The organism is Streptomyces sp. SGAir0957 (genome assembly GCF_043523415.1).
The window spans coordinates 3,892,059-3,910,476 of sequence record NZ_CP027293.1 but is presented as its reverse complement, the minus strand read 5'-3'; the positions used below and the strand labels follow the sequence as shown (position 1 = coordinate 3,910,476).

Here is an 18,418-nt window from a genome sequence, read left to right as displayed (position 1 = left end):
CCCCGTGAGACGAGCGTCCCGCCATTCGGACACGCTGTCCGGATCTTGGAGAGGCGGCGTAGGGTCGGACGCAGTCTTTTCTGTCTGAAGGAGCGAGCGACGATGCCCGAGCTGAGGTCCCGCACAGTCACCCACGGCCGCAACATGGCGGGCGCCCGCGCCCTTATGCGCGCCTCCGGTGTACCCGGTGCGGACATCGGCCGGAAGCCGATCATCGCGGTGGCGAACTCGTTCACCGAGTTCGTGCCCGGCCACACGCACCTGGCCCCGGTGGGCCGCATCGTGAGCGACGCCGTGCGCGCCGCGGGCGGTATCCCCCGCGAGTTCAACACCATCGCCGTCGACGACGGCATCGCCATGGGCCACGGCGGCATGCTCTACAGCCTGCCCTCGCGCGACCTCATCGCCGACTCCGTCGAATACATGGTCGAGGCGCATTGCGCGGACGCCCTGGTCTGCATCTCCAACTGCGACAAGATCACCCCGGGCATGTTGAACGCCGCTCTGCGGCTCAACATCCCGACCGTGTTCGTCTCCGGCGGCCCCATGGAGGCCGGCAAGGCCACGCTCGTCGACGGCACCGTCCGGAAGCTGGACCTCGTCAACGCCATCAGCGACGCCGTCGACGAGAGCGTCTCCGACGAGGACATCCTCCGTATCGAGGAGAACGCCTGTCCGACCTGCGGCTCCTGCTCCGGCATGTTCACCGCCAACTCCATGAACTGCCTGACCGAGGCCATCGGCCTGTCGCTGCCGGGCAACGGCTCCGTCCTCGCCACGCACACCGCCCGCAAGGCGCTGTACGAGAAGGCGGGCGCGACGGTCGTCGAGATCGCCAAGCGGTACTACGACGGTGACGACGACTCGGTGCTGCCGCGCTCCATCGCCACCCGCGCCGCCTTCGACAACGCCATGGCGCTCGACATCTCCATGGGCGGCTCCACCAACACCATTCTTCACTTGCTGGCCGCCGCGCAGGAGGCCGAGCTGGACTACACGCTCGCCGACATGGACGCCGTCTCGCGCCGCGTCCCCTGCCTGTCGAAGGTCGCCCCGAACGTCGCCCCCGGCGGCACGTACTACATGGAGGACGTGCACCGCGCCGGCGGCATCCCCGCGATCCTCGGCGAGCTGTACCGCGGCGGACTGCTCCACGAGGACGTCCACACCGTCCACTCCGCCTCCATCAAGGAGTGGCTCGGCACCTGGGACGTGCGCGGCGGCTCGCCCTCGGAGGAGGCCGTCGAGCTGTGGCACGCCGCCCCCGGCTGCAAGCGCTCCGCCGAGGCCTTCTCCCAGTCCGAGCGCTGGGACACCCTCGACACCGACGCGGCGGGCGGCTGCATCCGCGACATCGCCCACGCCTACTCCGAGGACGGCGGCCTCGCCGTCCTCAAGGGCAACATCGCCGAGGACGGCTGCGTCGTGAAGACCGCCGGCGTCGACGAGTCCATCTGGACCTTCGAGGGCCCGGCCGTCGTCTGCGAGTCGCAGGAGGAGGCCGTCGAGAAGATCCTGCTCAAGCAGGTCAAGGAGGGCGACGTCGTCGTCATCCGCTACGAGGGTCCCAAGGGCGGCCCGGGCATGCAGGAGATGCTGTACCCGACCTCGTACCTGAAGGGCCGCGGTCTGGGGAAGGCGTGCGCGCTCGTCACCGACGGCCGGTTCTCCGGCGGCACGTCGGGTCTCTCCATCGGCCACGCCTCGCCCGAGGCCGCCGCCGGTGGCGCCATCGCCCTCGTCGAGGACGGCGACCGCATCCGCATCGACATCCCGGGTCGCTCCATCGAACTCCTCGTCCCCGAGGAGGAGCTGGCCGCCCGCCGCGAGGCCCTGGGCGGCGTCTACGCCCCCAAGTCCCGCCAGCGCAAGGTCTCCGCCGCCCTCCGCGCCTACGCCGCCATGGCCACCAGCGCCGACCGCGGCGCCGTCCGGGACGTCTCCAAACTCGGCTGAACCATCAGGCGCCGAGCGCTAATCGTCGAGCGCCGAGCGTCGAGCGTCGAGTACGGAGACGCAGAAGCTGTCACGTGGCGGTCGCCCCCTCATCAGTCCCGGGGGCGGCCGCCGCGCCCTTTCCGCGGCGACCCGTCTCACCAGTCCTGCGGCCGCCTCACCAGCCCTGCGGCCGCCTCACCAGTCCTGCGGTCGCCCGCCGTCCGTCCCGAACACCGTGCCGTCCGGTGCGCTCGCGTAGACCCGGCCGTCGGCCACGACCGGGGACGGCAGGTCCGCCACCACCCGGTCGGTACGGGCGCCGGGGCGCGGCCGCGTCTGGCCGAGCGGGCGGCCCGTGGTCGGGGAGACGGCCAGGAGGCGGCCGTCAGGGGCGGTCACGTAGACGCGCCCCCGGCTGTCGACGCTGGGCGCCGAGCCTCTGCTCACCGAGGTCTCCGACCGCCAGAGCTGCTTGCCGGAGGCCAGGTCCTGCGCGACCAGCGCCCCGCCCGCGGCGAGCAGGTACGCCTTGCCGGCGTGGACCGACACCGTCGCCTGCGGCAGGGGCAGGGCGAGCCGGACGCGCCGGGCGATCGTCCCGTCGGAGAGGCGGTGTCCGACGAGGCCCACCGTCGCGCCGTCCGCCCCGCGCCGCACGCACCACACCACATCGGCGCTCACCCCCACTGGAGTGGCCGAACCCGGCGACTCCCGCTGCCAGCGCACTGCCCCGGTCGTCGGGTCGACCGCGCTGACCAGCGAGTTCACCCCGTCCGCCGCCATAGTGGTGGCGTAGGCGAGGGCGCCGCCGGGGTACGAGAGCACCGGCTGCTGTGTCGTCGGCCGACGCTGCCAGCGCTGCTCACCGGTCCCGGCGTCGAGCGCGGTCAGCGTGCCGTCGGGGGCGGCCAGCAGGACCGTATCGCCTACCGGCTGCACCTGGCCCTGGTACGCGGCGATCCCCTTCGACCAGCGGGTTTTCCCGGTCGCCGGATCGAGCGCGAGCAGGCGGGTGCTGTCCGCCGAGACGACCTGGAGCAGACCGCCCGCGAGGACGGGCGCGGGCGCATTGCCATAGGCGGTCCCGGACGCCTTGCGCAGCCACAGCACCGTGCCGTCACGCGGATCGAGCGAGGCGGCCAGCACCCCGGGCGCGGCGCAACGCAGAGCCCCCTTCCCGTACGAGCACGCCGTCCCCGGCCCCGAACCGACCTGCCGGTTCCAGGCGTGGGACGCGACCTCCGCCGTACGGGGCGCGGGCGCGTCGTCGTCGGCGGCGTGCGGCACCAGGGCCAGGACCGCCGCCGCGAGGGCGCCGCACAACGCCAGACCACCGATGAGGGCCGCCCGCACACGCGTCCGCAGGCGCCCGGTCGATTTCCCAGCGGAGGCGGAGGCGGAGGCCGAGGCGGACGCACCCGCGGACTCGGACTCGGACTCGGAGTCGGAGTCGGACGAAGACGGGGAGGGGGAGGAAGTCGGAGACGGGGACGGAGACGAGGACGGGGACGGGGCCGAAGGCTCGGGCCCCTCCCAAGCAACCCGCTCCGACGCCCCCCGCTGCGCCGGTATCAACGACCGCCCCGCCAAGGAGTCGGCGAACGCCCCCGTCGTGAACGCCTGCGTGTCGTACTTCGCGGACATGGCCCGCATCTCCGCCATCAGCTCATCAGGCGTCGGCCGGTCCTCCGGCTCCTTCGCCAGGCAGCGCAGCACCAGCGGCGCCAGTTCCTCGGGCAGCCCGGTCACATCCGGCTCGTCGTGCACGACCTGGTACGCGACGAGGTACGGGCTGTCCGAGTCGAACGGCCCGCGCCCGGTCGCCGCGTGCACCAGGACCGAGCCGAGCGCGAACACGTCCGCCGCCGGGCCGACCTCGCGCGGCCGCCGGAACTGTTCCGGCGCCATGAACGGCGGCGTGCCGATCAACTTGCCGGTCTCGGTCCGCAGTTCGCTGTCCTTCGGCCGCGAGATCCCGAAGTCGATGACCTTGGGGCTGTCCTCGGCCAGCAGCACATTGCTGGGCTTCAGATCACGGTGCACCACCCCGACCCGGTGGATGTCGCGGAGCGCCTCCGCGAGCCCCGCCGTGACATGCCGCAACTGGGCGGGCGTCAGCGGCCCGTTCCGCTTGACGTGGTCGGCGAGGGTCGGGCCGGGAATGTACAGGGTCGCCATCCAGGGCCGTTCGGCGTCCGGGTCGGCGTCCACGACGGACGCCGTGAAGGCCCCGCTGACCCGCCGCGCCGCCGCGACCTCCTGCCGGAAACGGCCCCTGAACTCCGGGTCCTTGGCGAACTCGGCGTGCACCACCTTCACCGCGAGCGGCAGCCCCGCCGCCGAACGCGCCAGATGCACCACACCCATGCCGCCCGCGCCGAGGCGCTCCTCCAGTCGGTAGTGCCCGGCATACTCCGGAACTTCCGCTTCCGCGTCGGGCCCGATGCTCGGCCGTGACGGCATGTCCACCCCCGTGGATGTCGTCGTGATCGTCGTGCCCGATCCCGTCCGACGTCGTACGTGATCTCCGTGTGCGCGCGACGCACGGAGCCTAGTCGAAGGTTCGTCCGGGACCGGAGAGGCTTGCTAGCCTCCGCCCACACACCATCGCAACAGGGCCTCAACAAACGCTGAACGAGCCTTGTTCGCGGTTCGGTGTCCGACACGAATGACGCTTCATGATCGACGGGGGAGACGACATGGCGATCGAGAACGTGCCTACTGACGTACCTACTGACGTACCTGCTGACGTACCTGCTGACGTACCTGCTGACGTGCCTACCGAGGACGTGGCGGAGACGGCGGCGACCGTGGCCGCCACGGCGTCCGCCTCCTACCCGGTGGCCCCGGGCTACAACGTGAACGTCCGCAGCGGCCCCGGCACCCAGTACCGCCTGGTCCGCCGCCTGCCGCTGGGCGCGCGCGTCACGATCGGCTGCCAGAAGCCCGGCCAGTGGGTCACCGGCCCGTACGGCACCACGAACATCTGGGACTGCATCGGCGTCGGCGAGTACATCTCCGACTCCTACGTGCACACCGGCAGCGACGGCTACGTGGCCCCCCGCTGCGCCTGACCTTCCCCGCCGCCCGGCGATAATCGACACGTGAGCGACGAAACCGGCACTGGCACAGACACAGGTACAGACACCAGCACCGTTGCAGGCGGCCCACGTCCCGAAGAGATCCGTTTCTTCGGGACGACCTGGGTCGACCACAGCGGCGGCTACGCCCTGCGCCGCGCCGCCGTCGGCGTGGGCGCGCTCGTCGCCGCGGCGGCCGGCTGCCTCGTGCTGCGCCTCGCCTACCAGGGGCTGGCCATCGCGGACGTCGGCTCCTTCGTGAACGTCCTGGTCGTCGTCATGTTCGCCGTCTGCAGCGCCTTCGCCTTCACCCGCACCTGGGGCGGCTTCACCCAGCGCCCCGACCCGGAGCGCCAGGCGTCCCTGCGCGGCTTCATGACCATCGGCTTCGTCGGCGTTCTCGTCGCCCACGCCCTGCGCTGCCTGACCGAGGCCCCGGGCGAGAAACTCCGCAGGCAGGAGTACGAGACCGCCAGCGACCAGTACGAGCGCCGCACCGCCCGCCGCGCGGGCAACCCGGCCAAGAAGCCGCGCAACAAGAAGAGGCGCTGACCCGCCCGGCAGGAGGCGCTGACCCGCCCGGCAGCTGGCAGTGAGGGGCCGGCGCGAAGACGATGCCCCCATGACGAACCAGCCCACGGACCCCGCAGGCACGTCCGACCCCGCAGCCACGTCCGACCCCGCAACCACGTCCGACCCCGCAACCACGTCCGACCCCGCAGGCACGTCCGACCCCGACTTCGCCCTCTCCTTCGACACCGTCGCCGCTCAGTACGCCGCGGCCCGCCCCAGCTATCCCCCCGAGCTGTTCGACGCGGTGGAGGAGCTGGCGGCGCTGGACCTGCGCGGCGCCCGCGTCCTCGACATCGGCGCGGGCACCGGCATCGCCACCCGCCTCCTGCGCGACCGCGGGGCCGACGTCACCGCCGTCGAGCCGGGCCCCGGCATGGGCGCCGAACTCCGCCGCGCCCTGCCCGACGTCCCCCTGGTCCGCGCCGTCGGCGACGCACTGCCGTTCGCGGACGCCCGCGTCGACCTGGTCACGTACGCCCAGTCCTGGCACTGGACCGACCCGGCCCGCTCGGTCCCGGAGGCGTTGCGCGTGCTGCGGCCGGGCGGCGCGCTCGCCGTGTGGTGGAACGTGCCGGACCCCGACGCCGAGTGGACCGTCGCCCAGGAAGCCCGCCTCCAGGAGACGCTTCCCGGCTACCACCGCCACGGGGTCGCCACCGACGCCCCCGCCCTGATCACCGCGCTCGGCCTGCCCACGACCCCGGTCCTCCGCCGCTTGCACTGGTCCCGCCGCATCCCCGTCGACCTGCACCTGAAGCACCTCAGCAGCCGCTCCTACTTCGCGGTCCTTGGCCCCGCCCGTTCCGCCCCGATCCTGGCGGCCGAACGCGCCCACCTCCTGGCCCGCTTCCCCGACGGCATCGTCGACGACGCCTATGCCGTGGAGCTGACGGTCCTCCGCGCCCCCGCCCCTTGACCGCGCCGCGACACCGGGAGCAATATTCATCATGTGATGAATAAAAGCTCGGGCTCCCCCGGAGTCGGCCCCGAAACCGGCGCCAGCACCGAAACCGGCACCGGTACCGGCCCCCGTAAAGCGGTCCCCCGAAAAGCCGACGCCCGGAATGCCGGCCCCCGGAATACCGTCACCCAGGAAGCCCTCACCCCCGCCATCCGCGCCGCAGGCCTAACCGTCGTCCGCGGCCCCCGCACCGTCCTGCACGGCCTCGACTTCACCGTCCCGCGCGGCCGGATCACCGGTCTCCTCGGCCCCTCCGGCTGCGGCAAGTCCACTCTGATGCGCGCCCTGGTCGGCACCCAGGCCAAGGTCACGGGCACACTCGAAGTCCTCGGCGAACCAGGGGGCCACCCGTCACTGCGCGCCCGCGTCGGCTATGTCACCCAGGCCCCGTCCGTCTATCTCGACCTGACGGTGCGGCAGAACCTGGACTACTTCGCTGCCGTCCTCGAACCCGGCCGCGCGGCAGCCGCACGCCGCCGCACGGACATCGACCGCGTCCTGACCGACGTAGACCTGACCACCCACGCGGACGCTCTCGCCGGCAACCTCTCCGGCGGCCAGCTCGGCCGTGTCTCCCTCGCCGTGGCCCTCCTCGGCGCCCCCGAACTCCTCGTCCTCGACGAGCCGACGGTCGGCCTCGACCCGGTCCTGCGCCGCGACCTCTGGCACCTCTTCCACGACCTCGCCGCCACTCGCGGCACGACGATCCTGGTCTCGTCCCACGTCATGGACGAGGCCGAACGCTGCCACCGCCTCCTCCTCATGCGCGACGGCGAACTCCTCGCCGAAGGCACCCCCGAAGCCCTGCGTACGCGCACCGCCTCGCCCACGGTCGAAGAGGCGTTCCTGCGTTTGGTCGACCCGGCCGACGCCACCCACTGACCCGGCCCACCGGCCTCCCCTCCGCGGCCCACCGGCCTCCCTTCCGCGGCCCACTGGCCTCCCCTCCGCGCTCACCCCCGGGACAGACCCGCCATGAACACGTACCGCACCACCGCCACCGCCGCCCGCGTCCTGCGCCAGCTCCGCCACGACCCGCGCTCCATCGCGCTGATGCTCCTGGTCCCGTGCGTGATGCTCTTCCTTCTCCGCTACGTGTTCGACGGCAGCCCGCGCACTTTCGACTCCATCGGCGCCTCGCTCCTCGGCATCTTCCCGCTGATCACGATGTTTCTGGTGACGTCCATCGCCACCCTGCGCGAACGCACCAGCGGCACCCTCGAACGCCTCCTCGCCATGCCCCTCGGCAAGACCGACCTCATCGCCGGTTATGCCCTAGCATTCGGCGCCCTCGCCGTCGTCCAGTCGGCACTGGCCACCGGCCTCGCCCTCTGGGTGCTCGACCTGCACGTCACCGGCTCGGCCTGGCTCCTGCTCCTGGTGGCTCTCCTGGACGCGCTGCTCGGCACGGCCCTCGGCCTGTTCGTCTCGGCGTTCGCGGCATCGGAGTTCCAGGCCGTCCAGTTCATGCCGGCGGTGATCTTCCCCCAGCTCCTCCTCTGCGGCCTGTTCATCGCCCGCGACAAGATGCAGCCGGTCCTGGAAGCGATCTCGAACGTCCTCCCGATGTCCTACGCGGTCGACGGCATGAACGAGGTCCTGCGCCACACCGACCTCACCGCCCTCTACGTGCGCGACGTCTTGATCGTCGCGGGCTGTGCCGTCCTCGTCCTCGCCCTCGGCGCGGCCACCCTCCGCCGCCGCACGGCCTGACCCGGCACCCACGCCCCCCGCCGACTCTCGCGCCGCCGGTGCGGACCGTCCGTCCACCGGACAGGCCCCGGCCGCCCGGCCCGCCCGATGCGAGGATGCGACCGGACGACCCAGCCGCACCCGCGCACACGGAAGGCCCGAGCCGACATGAGCCAGACGACGCCCCAGACGAGCCCGAACCCGCGCCACAAGCTCGCCGTGCTCGGCACAGGGAAGATCGGCGAGGCCCTGCTCAGCGGCATGATCCGCGGCGGCTGGAGCCCCGACGACCTCATGGTCACGGCCCGCCGCCCCGAACGCGCCGACGAGCTGCGCACCCGCTACGGCGTCACCCCGGTCACCAACCAGGAGGCCGCGAAGCAGGCGGACACCCTGATCCTCACGGTCAAGCCCCAGGACATGGGCACCCTGCTCGCGGAACTCGCCCCGCACCTCCCCGCCGACCGCCTGGTCATCAGCGGCGCGGCAGGCATCCCGACGACGTTCTTCGAGGAGCGCCTGGAGCCGGGCACCCCGGTGGTCCGCGTCATGACGAACACCCCGGCCCTCGTCGACGAGGCCATGTCCGTCATCTCCGCGGGCACGCACGCGACCGCCGCCCACCTCACCCACGCCGAGGAGATCTTCGGCTCGGTCGGCAAGACCCTCCGCGTCCCGGAATCCCAGCAGGACGCCTGCACCGCCCTCTCCGGATCAGGACCCGCCTACTTCTTTTACCTGGTCGAAGCAATGACCGACGCCGGCATCCTGCTCGGCCTGCCCCGCGACAAGGCCCACGACCTCATCGTCCAGTCCGCCATCGGCGCGGCCACGATGCTCCGCGACAGCGGGGAACACCCGGTGAAGCTCCGCGAGAACGTGACCTCCCCGGCCGGTACGACGATCAACGCCATCCGCGAGCTCGAGAACCACGGCGTCCGCGCGGCCCTCATCGCCGCCCTCGAAGCGGCCCGCGACCGCAGCCGCGCCCTGGCCTCCGGCAACAACAGCTGACAGCGCGACGGGCCGGGGCGTGAAGTTGACACGCCCCGGCCCGGTACGTAGTGTGCTCCGAGTTGTCCGACGTGAGCGCCGCCTCTGGTCGGCCCCGGACAGCGATTCCGCAAGACCTACTCAAACGCTCGGCGCTTGTCGTCGCGCTGTTCGCGTACGCCTTTCCGGAATGAGGAATCCACGTTCGAAAGAGCGGGACCCCGATTAGGTCGGGGACCGGGATTCCGCTAAAGTCTCACCAGTCGGAACGGCCGAAGGGCCGCGCAGACAACCCGGTTGACAGGGAATCAGGCCCGAAAGGATCTGATAGAGTCGACACCGCAGGAAGGCCGAAAGGCCGGAAAGCGAAAAGCAACACCAAGCAAAACCGAGCAAGACCCCGAGGAAATCGGATCGGAAAGATCTGATAGAGTCGGAAACGCAAGACAGCAAGACCGAAGGGAAGCGCCCGGAGGAAAGCCCGAGAGGGTGAGTACAAAGGAAGCGACCGTTCCTTGAGAACTCAACAGCGTGCCAAAAGTCAACGCCAGATATGTTGATTACCCCGCCTCCGGCCGTCACATGATGGTTGGGGCGAGGTTCCTTTGAAATAAACACAGCGAGGACGCTGTGACCGGACGGGACTATTCCTCCTGTCTGGTCCGCTCTCGTGGTGTCACCCCGATTACGGGGAAACATTCACGGAGAGTTTGATCCTGGCTCAGGACGAACGCTGGCGGCGTGCTTAACACATGCAAGTCGAACGATGAAGCCCTTCGGGGTGGATTAGTGGCGAACGGGTGAGTAACACGTGGGCAATCTGCCCTTCACTCTGGGACAAGCCCTGGAAACGGGGTCTAATACCGGATAACACTTCCGTCCTCCTGGACGGTGGTTAAAAGCTCCGGCGGTGAAGGATGAGCCCGCGGCCTATCAGCTTGTTGGTGAGGTAATGGCTCACCAAGGCGACGACGGGTAGCCGGCCTGAGAGGGCGACCGGCCACACTGGGACTGAGACACGGCCCAGACTCCTACGGGAGGCAGCAGTGGGGAATATTGCACAATGGGCGAAAGCCTGATGCAGCGACGCCGCGTGAGGGATGACGGCCTTCGGGTTGTAAACCTCTTTCAGCAGGGAAGAAGCGAAAGTGACGGTACCTGCAGAAGAAGCGCCGGCTAACTACGTGCCAGCAGCCGCGGTAATACGTAGGGCGCAAGCGTTGTCCGGAATTATTGGGCGTAAAGAGCTCGTAGGCGGCTTGTCACGTCGGTTGTGAAAGCCCGGGGCTTAACCCCGGGTCTGCAGTCGATACGGGCAGGCTAGAGTGTGGTAGGGGAGATCGGAATTCCTGGTGTAGCGGTGAAATGCGCAGATATCAGGAGGAACACCGGTGGCGAAGGCGGATCTCTGGGCCATTACTGACGCTGAGGAGCGAAAGCGTGGGGAGCGAACAGGATTAGATACCCTGGTAGTCCACGCCGTAAACGGTGGGAACTAGGTGTTGGCGACATTCCACGTCGTCGGTGCCGCAGCTAACGCATTAAGTTCCCCGCCTGGGGAGTACGGCCGCAAGGCTAAAACTCAAAGGAATTGACGGGGGCCCGCACAAGCAGCGGAGCATGTGGCTTAATTCGACGCAACGCGAAGAACCTTACCAAGGCTTGACATACACCGGAAAACCCTGGAGACAGGGTCCCCCTTGTGGTCGGTGTACAGGTGGTGCATGGCTGTCGTCAGCTCGTGTCGTGAGATGTTGGGTTAAGTCCCGCAACGAGCGCAACCCTTGTTCTGTGTTGCCAGCATGCCCTTCGGGGTGATGGGGACTCACAGGAGACCGCCGGGGTCAACTCGGAGGAAGGTGGGGACGACGTCAAGTCATCATGCCCCTTATGTCTTGGGCTGCACACGTGCTACAATGGCCGATACAATGAGCTGCGATACCGCAAGGTGGAGCGAATCTCAAAAAGTCGGTCTCAGTTCGGATTGGGGTCTGCAACTCGACCCCATGAAGTTGGAGTTGCTAGTAATCGCAGATCAGCATTGCTGCGGTGAATACGTTCCCGGGCCTTGTACACACCGCCCGTCACGTCACGAAAGTCGGTAACACCCGAAGCCGGTGGCCCAACCCCTTGTGGGAGGGAGCTGTCGAAGGTGGGACTGGCGATTGGGACGAAGTCGTAACAAGGTAGCCGTACCGGAAGGTGCGGCTGGATCACCTCCTTTCTAAGGAGCACTTCTTACCGCACTCTTCGGGGTGAGGTCAGAGGCCAGTACATCGGCGCACGTTCGATGCTGGTTGCTCATGGGTGGAACGTTGACTATTCGATCCGGTTGTCGGGTCGGAGGCTGTGAGTACTGCTCTTCGGGGCGTGGAAAGCATGATCTCCGGACGGGACCGGGTCGGGCACGCTGTTGGGTATCTGAAGGTACGGCCGAGTACGGCTGCCTTCAGTGCCGGCCCCAGTGCACTCGAATCTACTGGTTCGGGGTGATGGGTGGTTGGTCGTTGTTTGAGAACTGCACAGTGGACGCGAGCATCTGTGGCCAAGTTTTTAAGGGCGCACGGTGGATGCCTTGGCACCAGGAACCGATGAAGGACGTGGGAGGCCACGATAGTCCCCGGGGAGTCGTCAACCAGGCTTTGATCCGGGGGTTTCCGAATGGGGAAACCCGGCAGTCGTCATGGGCTGTCACCCGCTGCTGAACACATAGGCAGTGTGGAGGGAACGCGGGGAAGTGAAACATCTCAGTACCCGCAGGAAGAGAAAACAACCGTGATTCCGGGAGTAGTGGCGAGCGAAACTGGATGAGGCCAAACCGTATACGTGTGAGACCCGGCAGGGGTTGCGTATGCGGGGTTGTGGGATCTCTCTTCTGTCGTCTGCCGGCGACAGGACGAGTCAGAAACCGTTGATGTAGGCGAAGGACATGCGAAAGGTCCGGCGTAGAGGGTAAGACCCCCGTAGTCGAAACGTCAGCGGCTCGTTTGAGAGACACCCAAGTAGCACGGGGCCCGAGAAATCCCGTGTGAATCTGGCGGGACCACCCGTTAAGCCTAAATATTCCCTGGTGACCGATAGCGGATAGTACCGTGAGGGAATGGTGAAAAGTACCGCGGGAGCGGAGTGAAATAGTACCTGAAACCGTGTGCCTACAAGCCGTGGGAGCGTCGCGCAAGGAACTTGTTCCTTGCGTCGTGACTGCGTGCCTTTTGAAGAATGAGCCTGCGAGTTTGCGGTGTGTTGCGAGGTTAACCCGTGTGGGGAAGCCGTAGCGAAAGCGAGTCCGAATAGGGCGATTTAGTAGCGCGCTCAAGACCCGAAGCGGAGTGATCTAGCCATGGGCAGGTTGAAGCGGAGGTAAGACTTCGTGGAGGACCGAACCCACCAGGGTTGAAAACCTGGGGGATGACCTGTGGTTAGGGGTGAAAGGCCAATCAAACTCCGTGATAGCTGGTTCTCCCCGAAATGCATTTAGGTGCAGCGTCGTGTGTTTCTTGCCGGAGGTAGAGCACTGGATAGGCGATGGGCCCTACCGGGTTACTGACCTTAGCCAAACTCCGAATGCCGGTAAGTGAGAGCGCGGCAGTGAGACTGTGGGGGATAAGCTCCATGGTCGAGAGGGAAACAGCCCAGAGCATCGACTAAGGCCCCTAAGCGTACGCTAAGTGGGAAAGGATGTGGAGTCGCACAGACAACCAGGAGGTTGGCTTAGAAGCAGCCACCCTTGAAAGAGTGCGTAATAGCTCACTGGTCTAGTGATTCCGCGCCGACAATGTAGCGGGGCTCAAGCGTACCGCCGAAGTCGTGTCATTGCAGCAATACGCCCAACGGCGGCTGTGATGGGTAGGGGAGCGTCGTGTGCCGGGTGAAGCCGCAGCGGAAGCTAGTGGTGGACGGTTCACGAGTGAGAATGCAGGCATGAGTAGCGATACACACGTGAGAAACGTGTGCGCCGATTGACTAAGGGTTCCTGGGTCAAGCTGATCTGCCCAGGGTAAGTCGGGACCTAAGGCGAGGCCGACAGGCGTAGTCGATGGATAACCGGTTGATATTCCGGTACCCGCTGTGAAGCGTCAAACATCGAATCCAGTGATGCTAAGGCCGTGAAGCCGTTCCGGACCCTTCGGGGAATGGAAAGTGGTGGAGCCGCCGGTCCAATCTGGTAGTAGGTGAGTGATGGGGTGACGCAGGAAGGTAGTCCAGCCCGGGCGGTGGTTGTCCCGGGGTAAGGGTGTAGGCCGTGCGGTAGGTAAATCCGTCGCACATAAGGCTGAGACCTGATGCCGAGCCGATTGTGGTGAAGTGGATGATCCTATGCTGTCGAGAAAAGCCTCTAGCGAGTTTCATGGCGGCCCGTACCCTAAACCGACTCAGGTGGTCAGGTAGAGAATACCGAGGCGTTCGGGTGAACTATGGTTAAGGAACTCGGCAAAATGCCCCCGTAACTTCGGGAGAAGGGGGGCCATCACTGGTGATCCGATTTACTCGGTGAGCTGGGGGTGGCCGCAGAGACCAGCGAGAAGCGACTGTTTACTAAAAACACAGGTCCGTGCGAAGCCGTAAGGCGATGTATACGGACTGACGCCTGCCCGGTGCTGGAACGTTAAGGGGACCGGTTAGTGCACTTTCGGGTGTGCGAAGCTGAGAACTTAAGCGCCAGTAAACGGCGGTGGTAACTATAACCATCCTAAGGTAGCGAAATTCCTTGTCGGGTAAGTTCCGACCTGCACGAATGGCGTAACGACTTCTCGACTGTCTCAACCATAGGCCCGGTGAAATTGCACTACGAGTAAAGATGCTCGTTTCGCGCAGCAGGACGGAAAGACCCCGGGACCTTTACTACAGTTTGATATTGGTGTTCGGTTCGGCTTGTGTAGGATAGGTGGGAGACTGTGAACTCTGGACGCCAGTTCAGGGGGAGTCGTCGTTGAAATACCACTCTGGTCGTGCTGGATGTCTAACCTGGGTCCGTGATCCGGATCAGGGACAGTGTCTGATGGGTAGTTTAACTGGGGCGGTTGCCTCCTAAAGAGTAACGGAGGCGCCCAAAGGTTCCCTCAGCCTGGTTGGTAATCAGGTGTTGAGTGTAAGTGCACAAGGGAGCTTGACTGTGAGACCGACGGGTCGAGCAGGGACGAAAGTCGGGACTAGTGATCCGGCGGTGGCTTGTGGAAGCGCCGTCGCTCAACGGATAAAAGGTACCCCGGGGATAACAGGCTGATCTTCCCCAAGAGTCCATATCGACGGGATGGTTTGGCACCTCGATGTCGGCTCGTCGCATCCTGGGGCTGGAGTCGGTCCCAAGGGTTGGGCTGTTCGCCCATTAAAGCGGTACGCGAGCTGGGTTTAGAACGTCGTGAGACAGTTCGGTCCCTATCCGCTGTGCGCGTAGGAGTCTTGAGAAGGGCTGTCCCTAGTACGAGAGGACCGGGACGGACGAACCTCTGGTGTGCCAGTTGTCCTGCCAAGGGCATGGCTGGTTGGCTACGTTCGGAAAGGATAACCGCTGAAAGCATCTAAGCGGGAAGCCTGCTTCGAGATGAGGACTCCCACCCCCTTTGAGGGGTTAAGGCTCCCAGTAGACGACTGGGTTGATAGGCCAGATCTGGAAGCCCGGTAACGGGTGGAGGTGACTGGTACTAATAGGCCGAGGGCTTGTCCTCAGTTGCTCGCGTCCACTGTGTTGGTTCTGAAACCACGAACAACCGTCGTAGCCATGGTCACGGCTCCGGTTGACAGTTTCATAGTGTTTCGGTGGTCATAGCGTGAGGGAAACGCCCGGTTACATTCCGAACCCGGAAGCTAAGCCTCACAGCGCCGATGGTACTGCAGGGGGGACCCTGTGGGAGAGTAGGACGCCGCCGAACTAATTGTAGAGAAAAGCCCCGTGCCCTTGGCACGGGGCTTTTCTGCGTTCAGGAGAACATGCTCATCTAGGGTGCGACGTATGCGCTATGAACTCGTCCTCTTCGACAATGACGGTGTCCTCGTCGACAGCGAGCCGATCTCCAACACCCTCCTCGCCGGCTACCTCACCGAGCTGGGGCACCCCACCTCGTACGAGGACTCGCTGCGGGACTACATGGGCGCTGCCATGCATCGTGTGCACGACCTCATCGCGGAGCGGACCGGGAAGCGACTGCCCGCCGATTTCGACGACGTCTTCCACGCCCGGGTCTTCGACGCGTTCGAGCAGGAGCTCAAGCCCGTACCCGGCGTCGTCGACGTGCTGGAGAAGCTGGCCGCCGACGGAGTGCCGTACTGCGTCGCCTCGTCCGGGAGCCATGAGCGGATCCGGGTCGGGCACCGGACGACCGGGCTCGACCAGTGGTTCGGGGACGGGCGGATCTTCAGTTCGCAGGACGTGGGGCGCGGGAAGCCGGCCCCGGACCTCTTCCTGTACGCCGCTGAGCGCATGGGCGTAGCGCCCGAGAAGTGCCTGGTCATCGAGGACAGTCCGCTCGGGGTGCAGGCCGCCGTCGCCGCCGGGATGGATGTGTACGGGTTCACCGCCATGACGCCCGCCGAACGGCTCGGCGGGGCGCGGCAACTCTTCGCCGACATGCGCGAGTTGCCCGCGCTCCTCGCGGCCGGGGATCCGGACCAAATCACCCGGTGATCCATCTACCCACCAGTATCCCCAGCGCATACGCTGTGCCGCCATGACCGATGGCACGGGCGGGACGGGCAGCACCGACGGCACGAGTGGCATAACCGGCGTGATGCGCCGCGGGCGCGGCGCCCTCGGGTTCAGCTTCTTCGCCCAGGGAGCGGCCTTCGCGCTGCTCGTGACGCGGATCCCCGCGCTCCAGGACCAGTACGGGATATCCGACGGGCTGCTGCCCGTGTTCCTGGCCGCCGTGCCCATCCTGGCCGGAGTCGGCAGCGTGGGCACCGAGCAGCTGGTGAAGCGGGTGCGGCCGAGCCGGGTGCTGCGGTGGTCGCAGCCCGTCGCCCTCCTGGCGCTGCTCGGCGTGGGCGCCGGGGACAGCATGTGGGAAGTGGCCGTAGCGCTCGCCGCGTTCGGGTTTGCCGTGGGGGCGCTCGACGCGTCCATGAACATGCTCGGGGTCAGCCTCCAGCGGGCGTACGGGCGCAGCATCATGCTCGGGTTCCACGCCGCCTACAGCCTCGGCGGGATCGTGGGCGCCTCGCTCGCCTGGGCGGGGGCGCACTGGGATCTCTCGCTGTTCGTGCTGTATCTGCCGGTCGTCGTCGTGTTCGTGCCCGCCTTGTTCGTCGGGAGCCGGTGGTACGTGGATGCCGGTGGCGACGCCGGCCTCGTCGAGGACGCCGTACGGGAGCAGGCGGGCGGGCTCGTCTTCAAGATGCTGCTGCCGTTGTGCCTGGTGATGACCTTCGCGTACATCGGGGACTCGACCGTCTCCAACTGGAGCGCGAAGTATCTGCAGGACGTGCTGGGGAGTTCGGAGCAGCTGTCGACCGTTCCGTACAACGTCTACATGGTGATGACGCTGATCGGGCGGGCCGTCGGCGACGTGGGGGTGCGGCGGTTCGGGGCGGTGGCCGTGGTGCGGATGGGGACGGTCGTCGCCGCCGCCGGATTCGGTGTCGTGGCGATCGCGCCCGGGGCCTGGGTGGGGATGGCCGGGTTCACGCTGCTCGGGCTCGGTCTGTGTGTCATCGTGCCGCAGACCTTCGCCGCGGCGGGGCGCATGTTCCCCGGTGCGTCCGATGCGGCCATCGCGCGGCTCAATATCTTCAACTACGTAGGCTTTTTGATCGGTTCGCCGCTTGTGGGGGCTCTGGGTGACGCGTGGAGCTACCGCTGGGCGATGCTCGTACCGATGGCGCTGGTGCTGGTGACGCTCGTGTACGCCCCTTCGTTCGGTTCCGGGGCGGACCGATACGGTGGCAGGCATGAGCGGCCGCGCGCAGTTGATGTGGGACCCGGCGGTGACGGGGTATGACTTCGGGTCCGGGCACCCGATGGACCCGGTCAGACTCGATCTGACCCGGCGCCTCGTCGACGCCCTCGGGCTCGACCGGGACGTGGAGATCGTCGCGGCCAAGCGGGCGGGTGAGTCGACGCTGCGGCTCGTGCACCGCCAGGACTACGTGGACGCGGTCAAGGCCGCCTCCGCCGACCCGGCCGCGGCCGACCAGGCGTACGGGCTCGGGACGGTCGACGATCCGGCCTTCGCGGGGATGCACGAGGTGTCCGCGCTGATCGCCGGGCAGTCCGTGGGCGCCGCGGAGGCCGTGTGGCGGGGCGAGGCCCTGCACGCCGTGAACTTCGCCGGCGGGCTTCATCACGCCATGCCGGGCGCGGCGTCCGGGTTCTGCGTGTACAACGACGCGGCCCTCGCCATCGCCCGCCTGCTCGAACTGGGCGTCGAGCGGGTCGCGTACGTGGACGTGGACGTGCACCACGGGGACGGGGTGCAGGCCGCGTTCTGGGAGGACCCGCGCGTCCTCACCATCTCGCTGCACGAGCACCCGCGGACGCTGTTCCCGCAGACCGGGTGGCCCGAGGAGACGGGTGCCGAGGGTGCCGCCGAGGGGACCGCCGTCAATGTGGCGCTGCCGGCCGGGACCGGGGACGCCGGATGGCTGCGGGCCTTCCACGCCGTCGTGCCGGAGCTGCTCGCGGAGTTCCGGCCGCAGGTCCTGGTGACGCAGCACGGGGCCGACACGCACTTCGAGGACCCGCTCGCCCACCTCGCGGTGTCGCTGGACGCGCAGCGGGCCGTGCAGGTCGCCTGCCATGAGCTGGCGCACACGTACGCGGAGGGGCGCTGGGTGGCGCTCGGCGGGGGCGGGTATGCCGTCGTGGACGTCGTGCCGCGCTCCTGGACGCATCTGGTGGCCATCGCGGCCGGGCGGGAGATCGCGCCCGAGACGCTGACGCCGGAGAGCTGGCGGCAGGATGTGTACGCCCGTACGCGGCAGTTGGCGCCGGGGCGGATGACGGACGGGCGCTGGCCCGTCGAGCACCGGGAGTGGGAGGCGGGCTACGACCCGGCCGACCGGCTCGACCAGGCGATCCTGGCCACCCGCAAGGCGGCGTTCCCGCTGCGGGGGCTGCTGCCTTAGAGGTTGTTCGCAGACAGGCTCTTAGCCAACACGGGCGTCCGGGGACGGGACTTTGGGCCCGCGTTACTCCGACTGTGGGGTGTTCGGGGCTTTTCGGCGGTATCCGGGCGGCCAATGCGCC

At 67.4% G+C, this 18,418-nt stretch carries 11 protein-coding genes and 3 rRNA genes; 13 read left to right on the top strand and 1 reads right to left on the bottom strand.

The window, feature by feature from the left end; genetic code table 11:
* Positions 1 to 102: 102 nt before the first annotated feature.
* Positions 103 to 1,956, top strand: a complete 1,854-nt coding sequence (gene ilvD, locus C1N81_RS22365) for a dihydroxy-acid dehydratase (RefSeq protein ID WP_394431790.1) — start codon at positions 103 to 105, stop codon at positions 1,954 to 1,956.
* A 177-nt stretch (positions 1,957 to 2,133) separates the two neighbouring features.
* On the opposite strand, the gene C1N81_RS22360 is transcribed toward ilvD, so the two are convergent.
* Positions 2,134 to 4,401, bottom strand: a complete 2,268-nt coding sequence (locus tag C1N81_RS22360) for a protein kinase domain-containing protein (RefSeq protein WP_394431788.1) — start codon at positions 4,399 to 4,401, stop codon at positions 2,134 to 2,136.
* A gap of 215 nt (positions 4,402 to 4,616) precedes the next feature.
* Between C1N81_RS22360 and C1N81_RS22355 the strand changes: the two genes are divergently transcribed.
* The 12 genes from C1N81_RS22355 (at position 4,617) to C1N81_RS22300 (ending at position 18,297) form a co-directional block, all read left to right on the top strand.
* Positions 4,617 to 5,012 (top strand): SH3 domain-containing protein, encoded by a 396-nt coding sequence (locus tag C1N81_RS22355; RefSeq protein ID WP_394431786.1) that lies wholly within the window; start codon positions 4,617 to 4,619, stop codon positions 5,010 to 5,012.
* A gap of 30 nt (positions 5,013 to 5,042) precedes the next feature.
* Complete coding sequence (locus C1N81_RS22350) at positions 5,043 to 5,570, top strand: EamA/RhaT family transporter (protein ID WP_394431784.1); 528 nt, start codon at positions 5,043 to 5,045, stop codon at positions 5,568 to 5,570.
* Between the two features lie 70 nt (positions 5,571 to 5,640).
* Positions 5,641 to 6,507, top strand: coding sequence for a class I SAM-dependent methyltransferase (locus C1N81_RS22345; protein WP_394431783.1), 867 nt, complete (start codon positions 5,641 to 5,643; stop codon positions 6,505 to 6,507).
* A gap of 36 nt (positions 6,508 to 6,543) precedes the next feature.
* A complete protein-coding gene (locus tag C1N81_RS22340) occupies positions 6,544 to 7,434 on the top strand; it encodes an ABC transporter ATP-binding protein (protein ID WP_394431781.1) in 891 nt (296 codons plus the stop codon).
* 93 nt (positions 7,435 to 7,527) lie between these two features.
* Complete coding sequence (locus C1N81_RS22335) at positions 7,528 to 8,265, top strand: ABC transporter permease (protein WP_394431779.1); 738 nt, start codon at positions 7,528 to 7,530, stop codon at positions 8,263 to 8,265.
* 147 nt (positions 8,266 to 8,412) lie between these two features.
* Complete coding sequence (proC, locus tag C1N81_RS22330; protein WP_394431777.1) at positions 8,413 to 9,258, top strand: pyrroline-5-carboxylate reductase; 846 nt, start codon at positions 8,413 to 8,415, stop codon at positions 9,256 to 9,258.
* Positions 9,259 to 9,935: 677 nt separating this feature from the next.
* Positions 9,936 to 11,461: ribosomal RNA gene (locus tag C1N81_RS22325) — 16S ribosomal RNA — on the top strand.
* Positions 11,462 to 11,780: 319 nt separating this feature from the next.
* Positions 11,781 to 14,903, top strand: a 23S ribosomal RNA gene (locus tag C1N81_RS22320).
* 87 nt (positions 14,904 to 14,990) lie between these two features.
* A 5S ribosomal RNA gene (rrf, locus tag C1N81_RS22315) occupies positions 14,991 to 15,107 on the top strand.
* Together the 16S, 23S and 5S rRNA genes form the textbook arrangement of a ribosomal RNA operon.
* A gap of 80 nt (positions 15,108 to 15,187) precedes the next feature.
* Entirely contained in the window at positions 15,188 to 15,859 is a 672-nt protein-coding gene (locus C1N81_RS22310) for an HAD family hydrolase (protein ID WP_394431775.1), read from the top strand.
* A 43-nt stretch (positions 15,860 to 15,902) separates the two neighbouring features.
* A complete protein-coding gene (locus C1N81_RS22305) occupies positions 15,903 to 17,171 on the top strand; it encodes an MFS transporter (protein ID WP_394431773.1) in 1,269 nt (422 codons plus the stop codon).
* Positions 17,122 to 18,297 (top strand): acetoin utilization protein AcuC, encoded by a 1,176-nt coding sequence (locus C1N81_RS22300; RefSeq protein ID WP_394431771.1) that lies wholly within the window; start codon positions 17,122 to 17,124, stop codon positions 18,295 to 18,297. The genes C1N81_RS22305 and C1N81_RS22300 overlap by 50 nt, the downstream gene beginning before the upstream one ends.
* Positions 18,298 to 18,418 lie beyond the last annotated feature (121 nt).

What these genes read in the sequence shown, in the direction of transcription:
- C1N81_RS22305 (WP_394431773.1), top strand. Translation starts at nt 15,903, where the DNA reads ATGACCGATGGCACGGGCGGGACGGGCAGCACCGACGGCACGAGTGGC.
- ilvD (WP_394431790.1), top strand. Translation starts at nt 103, where the DNA reads ATGCCCGAGCTGAGGTCCCGCACAGTCACCCACGGCCGCAACATGGCG.
- C1N81_RS22310 (WP_394431775.1), top strand. Translation starts at nt 15,188, where the DNA reads ATGCGCTATGAACTCGTCCTCTTCGACAATGACGGTGTCCTCGTCGAC.
- C1N81_RS22345 (WP_394431783.1), top strand. Translation starts at nt 5,641, where the DNA reads ATGACGAACCAGCCCACGGACCCCGCAGGCACGTCCGACCCCGCAGCC.
- C1N81_RS22355 (WP_394431786.1), top strand. Translation starts at nt 4,617, where the DNA reads ATGATCGACGGGGGAGACGACATGGCGATCGAGAACGTGCCTACTGAC.
- C1N81_RS22360 (WP_394431788.1), bottom strand. Translation starts at nt 4,401, where the DNA reads ATGCCGTCACGGCCGAGCATCGGGCCCGACGCGGAAGCGGAAGTTCCG.
- proC (WP_394431777.1), top strand. Translation starts at nt 8,413, where the DNA reads ATGAGCCAGACGACGCCCCAGACGAGCCCGAACCCGCGCCACAAGCTC.
- C1N81_RS22335 (WP_394431779.1), top strand. Translation starts at nt 7,528, where the DNA reads ATGAACACGTACCGCACCACCGCCACCGCCGCCCGCGTCCTGCGCCAG.
- C1N81_RS22300 (WP_394431771.1), top strand. Translation starts at nt 17,122, where the DNA reads ATGAGCGGCCGCGCGCAGTTGATGTGGGACCCGGCGGTGACGGGGTAT.
- C1N81_RS22340 (WP_394431781.1), top strand. Translation starts at nt 6,544, where the DNA reads ATGAATAAAAGCTCGGGCTCCCCCGGAGTCGGCCCCGAAACCGGCGCC.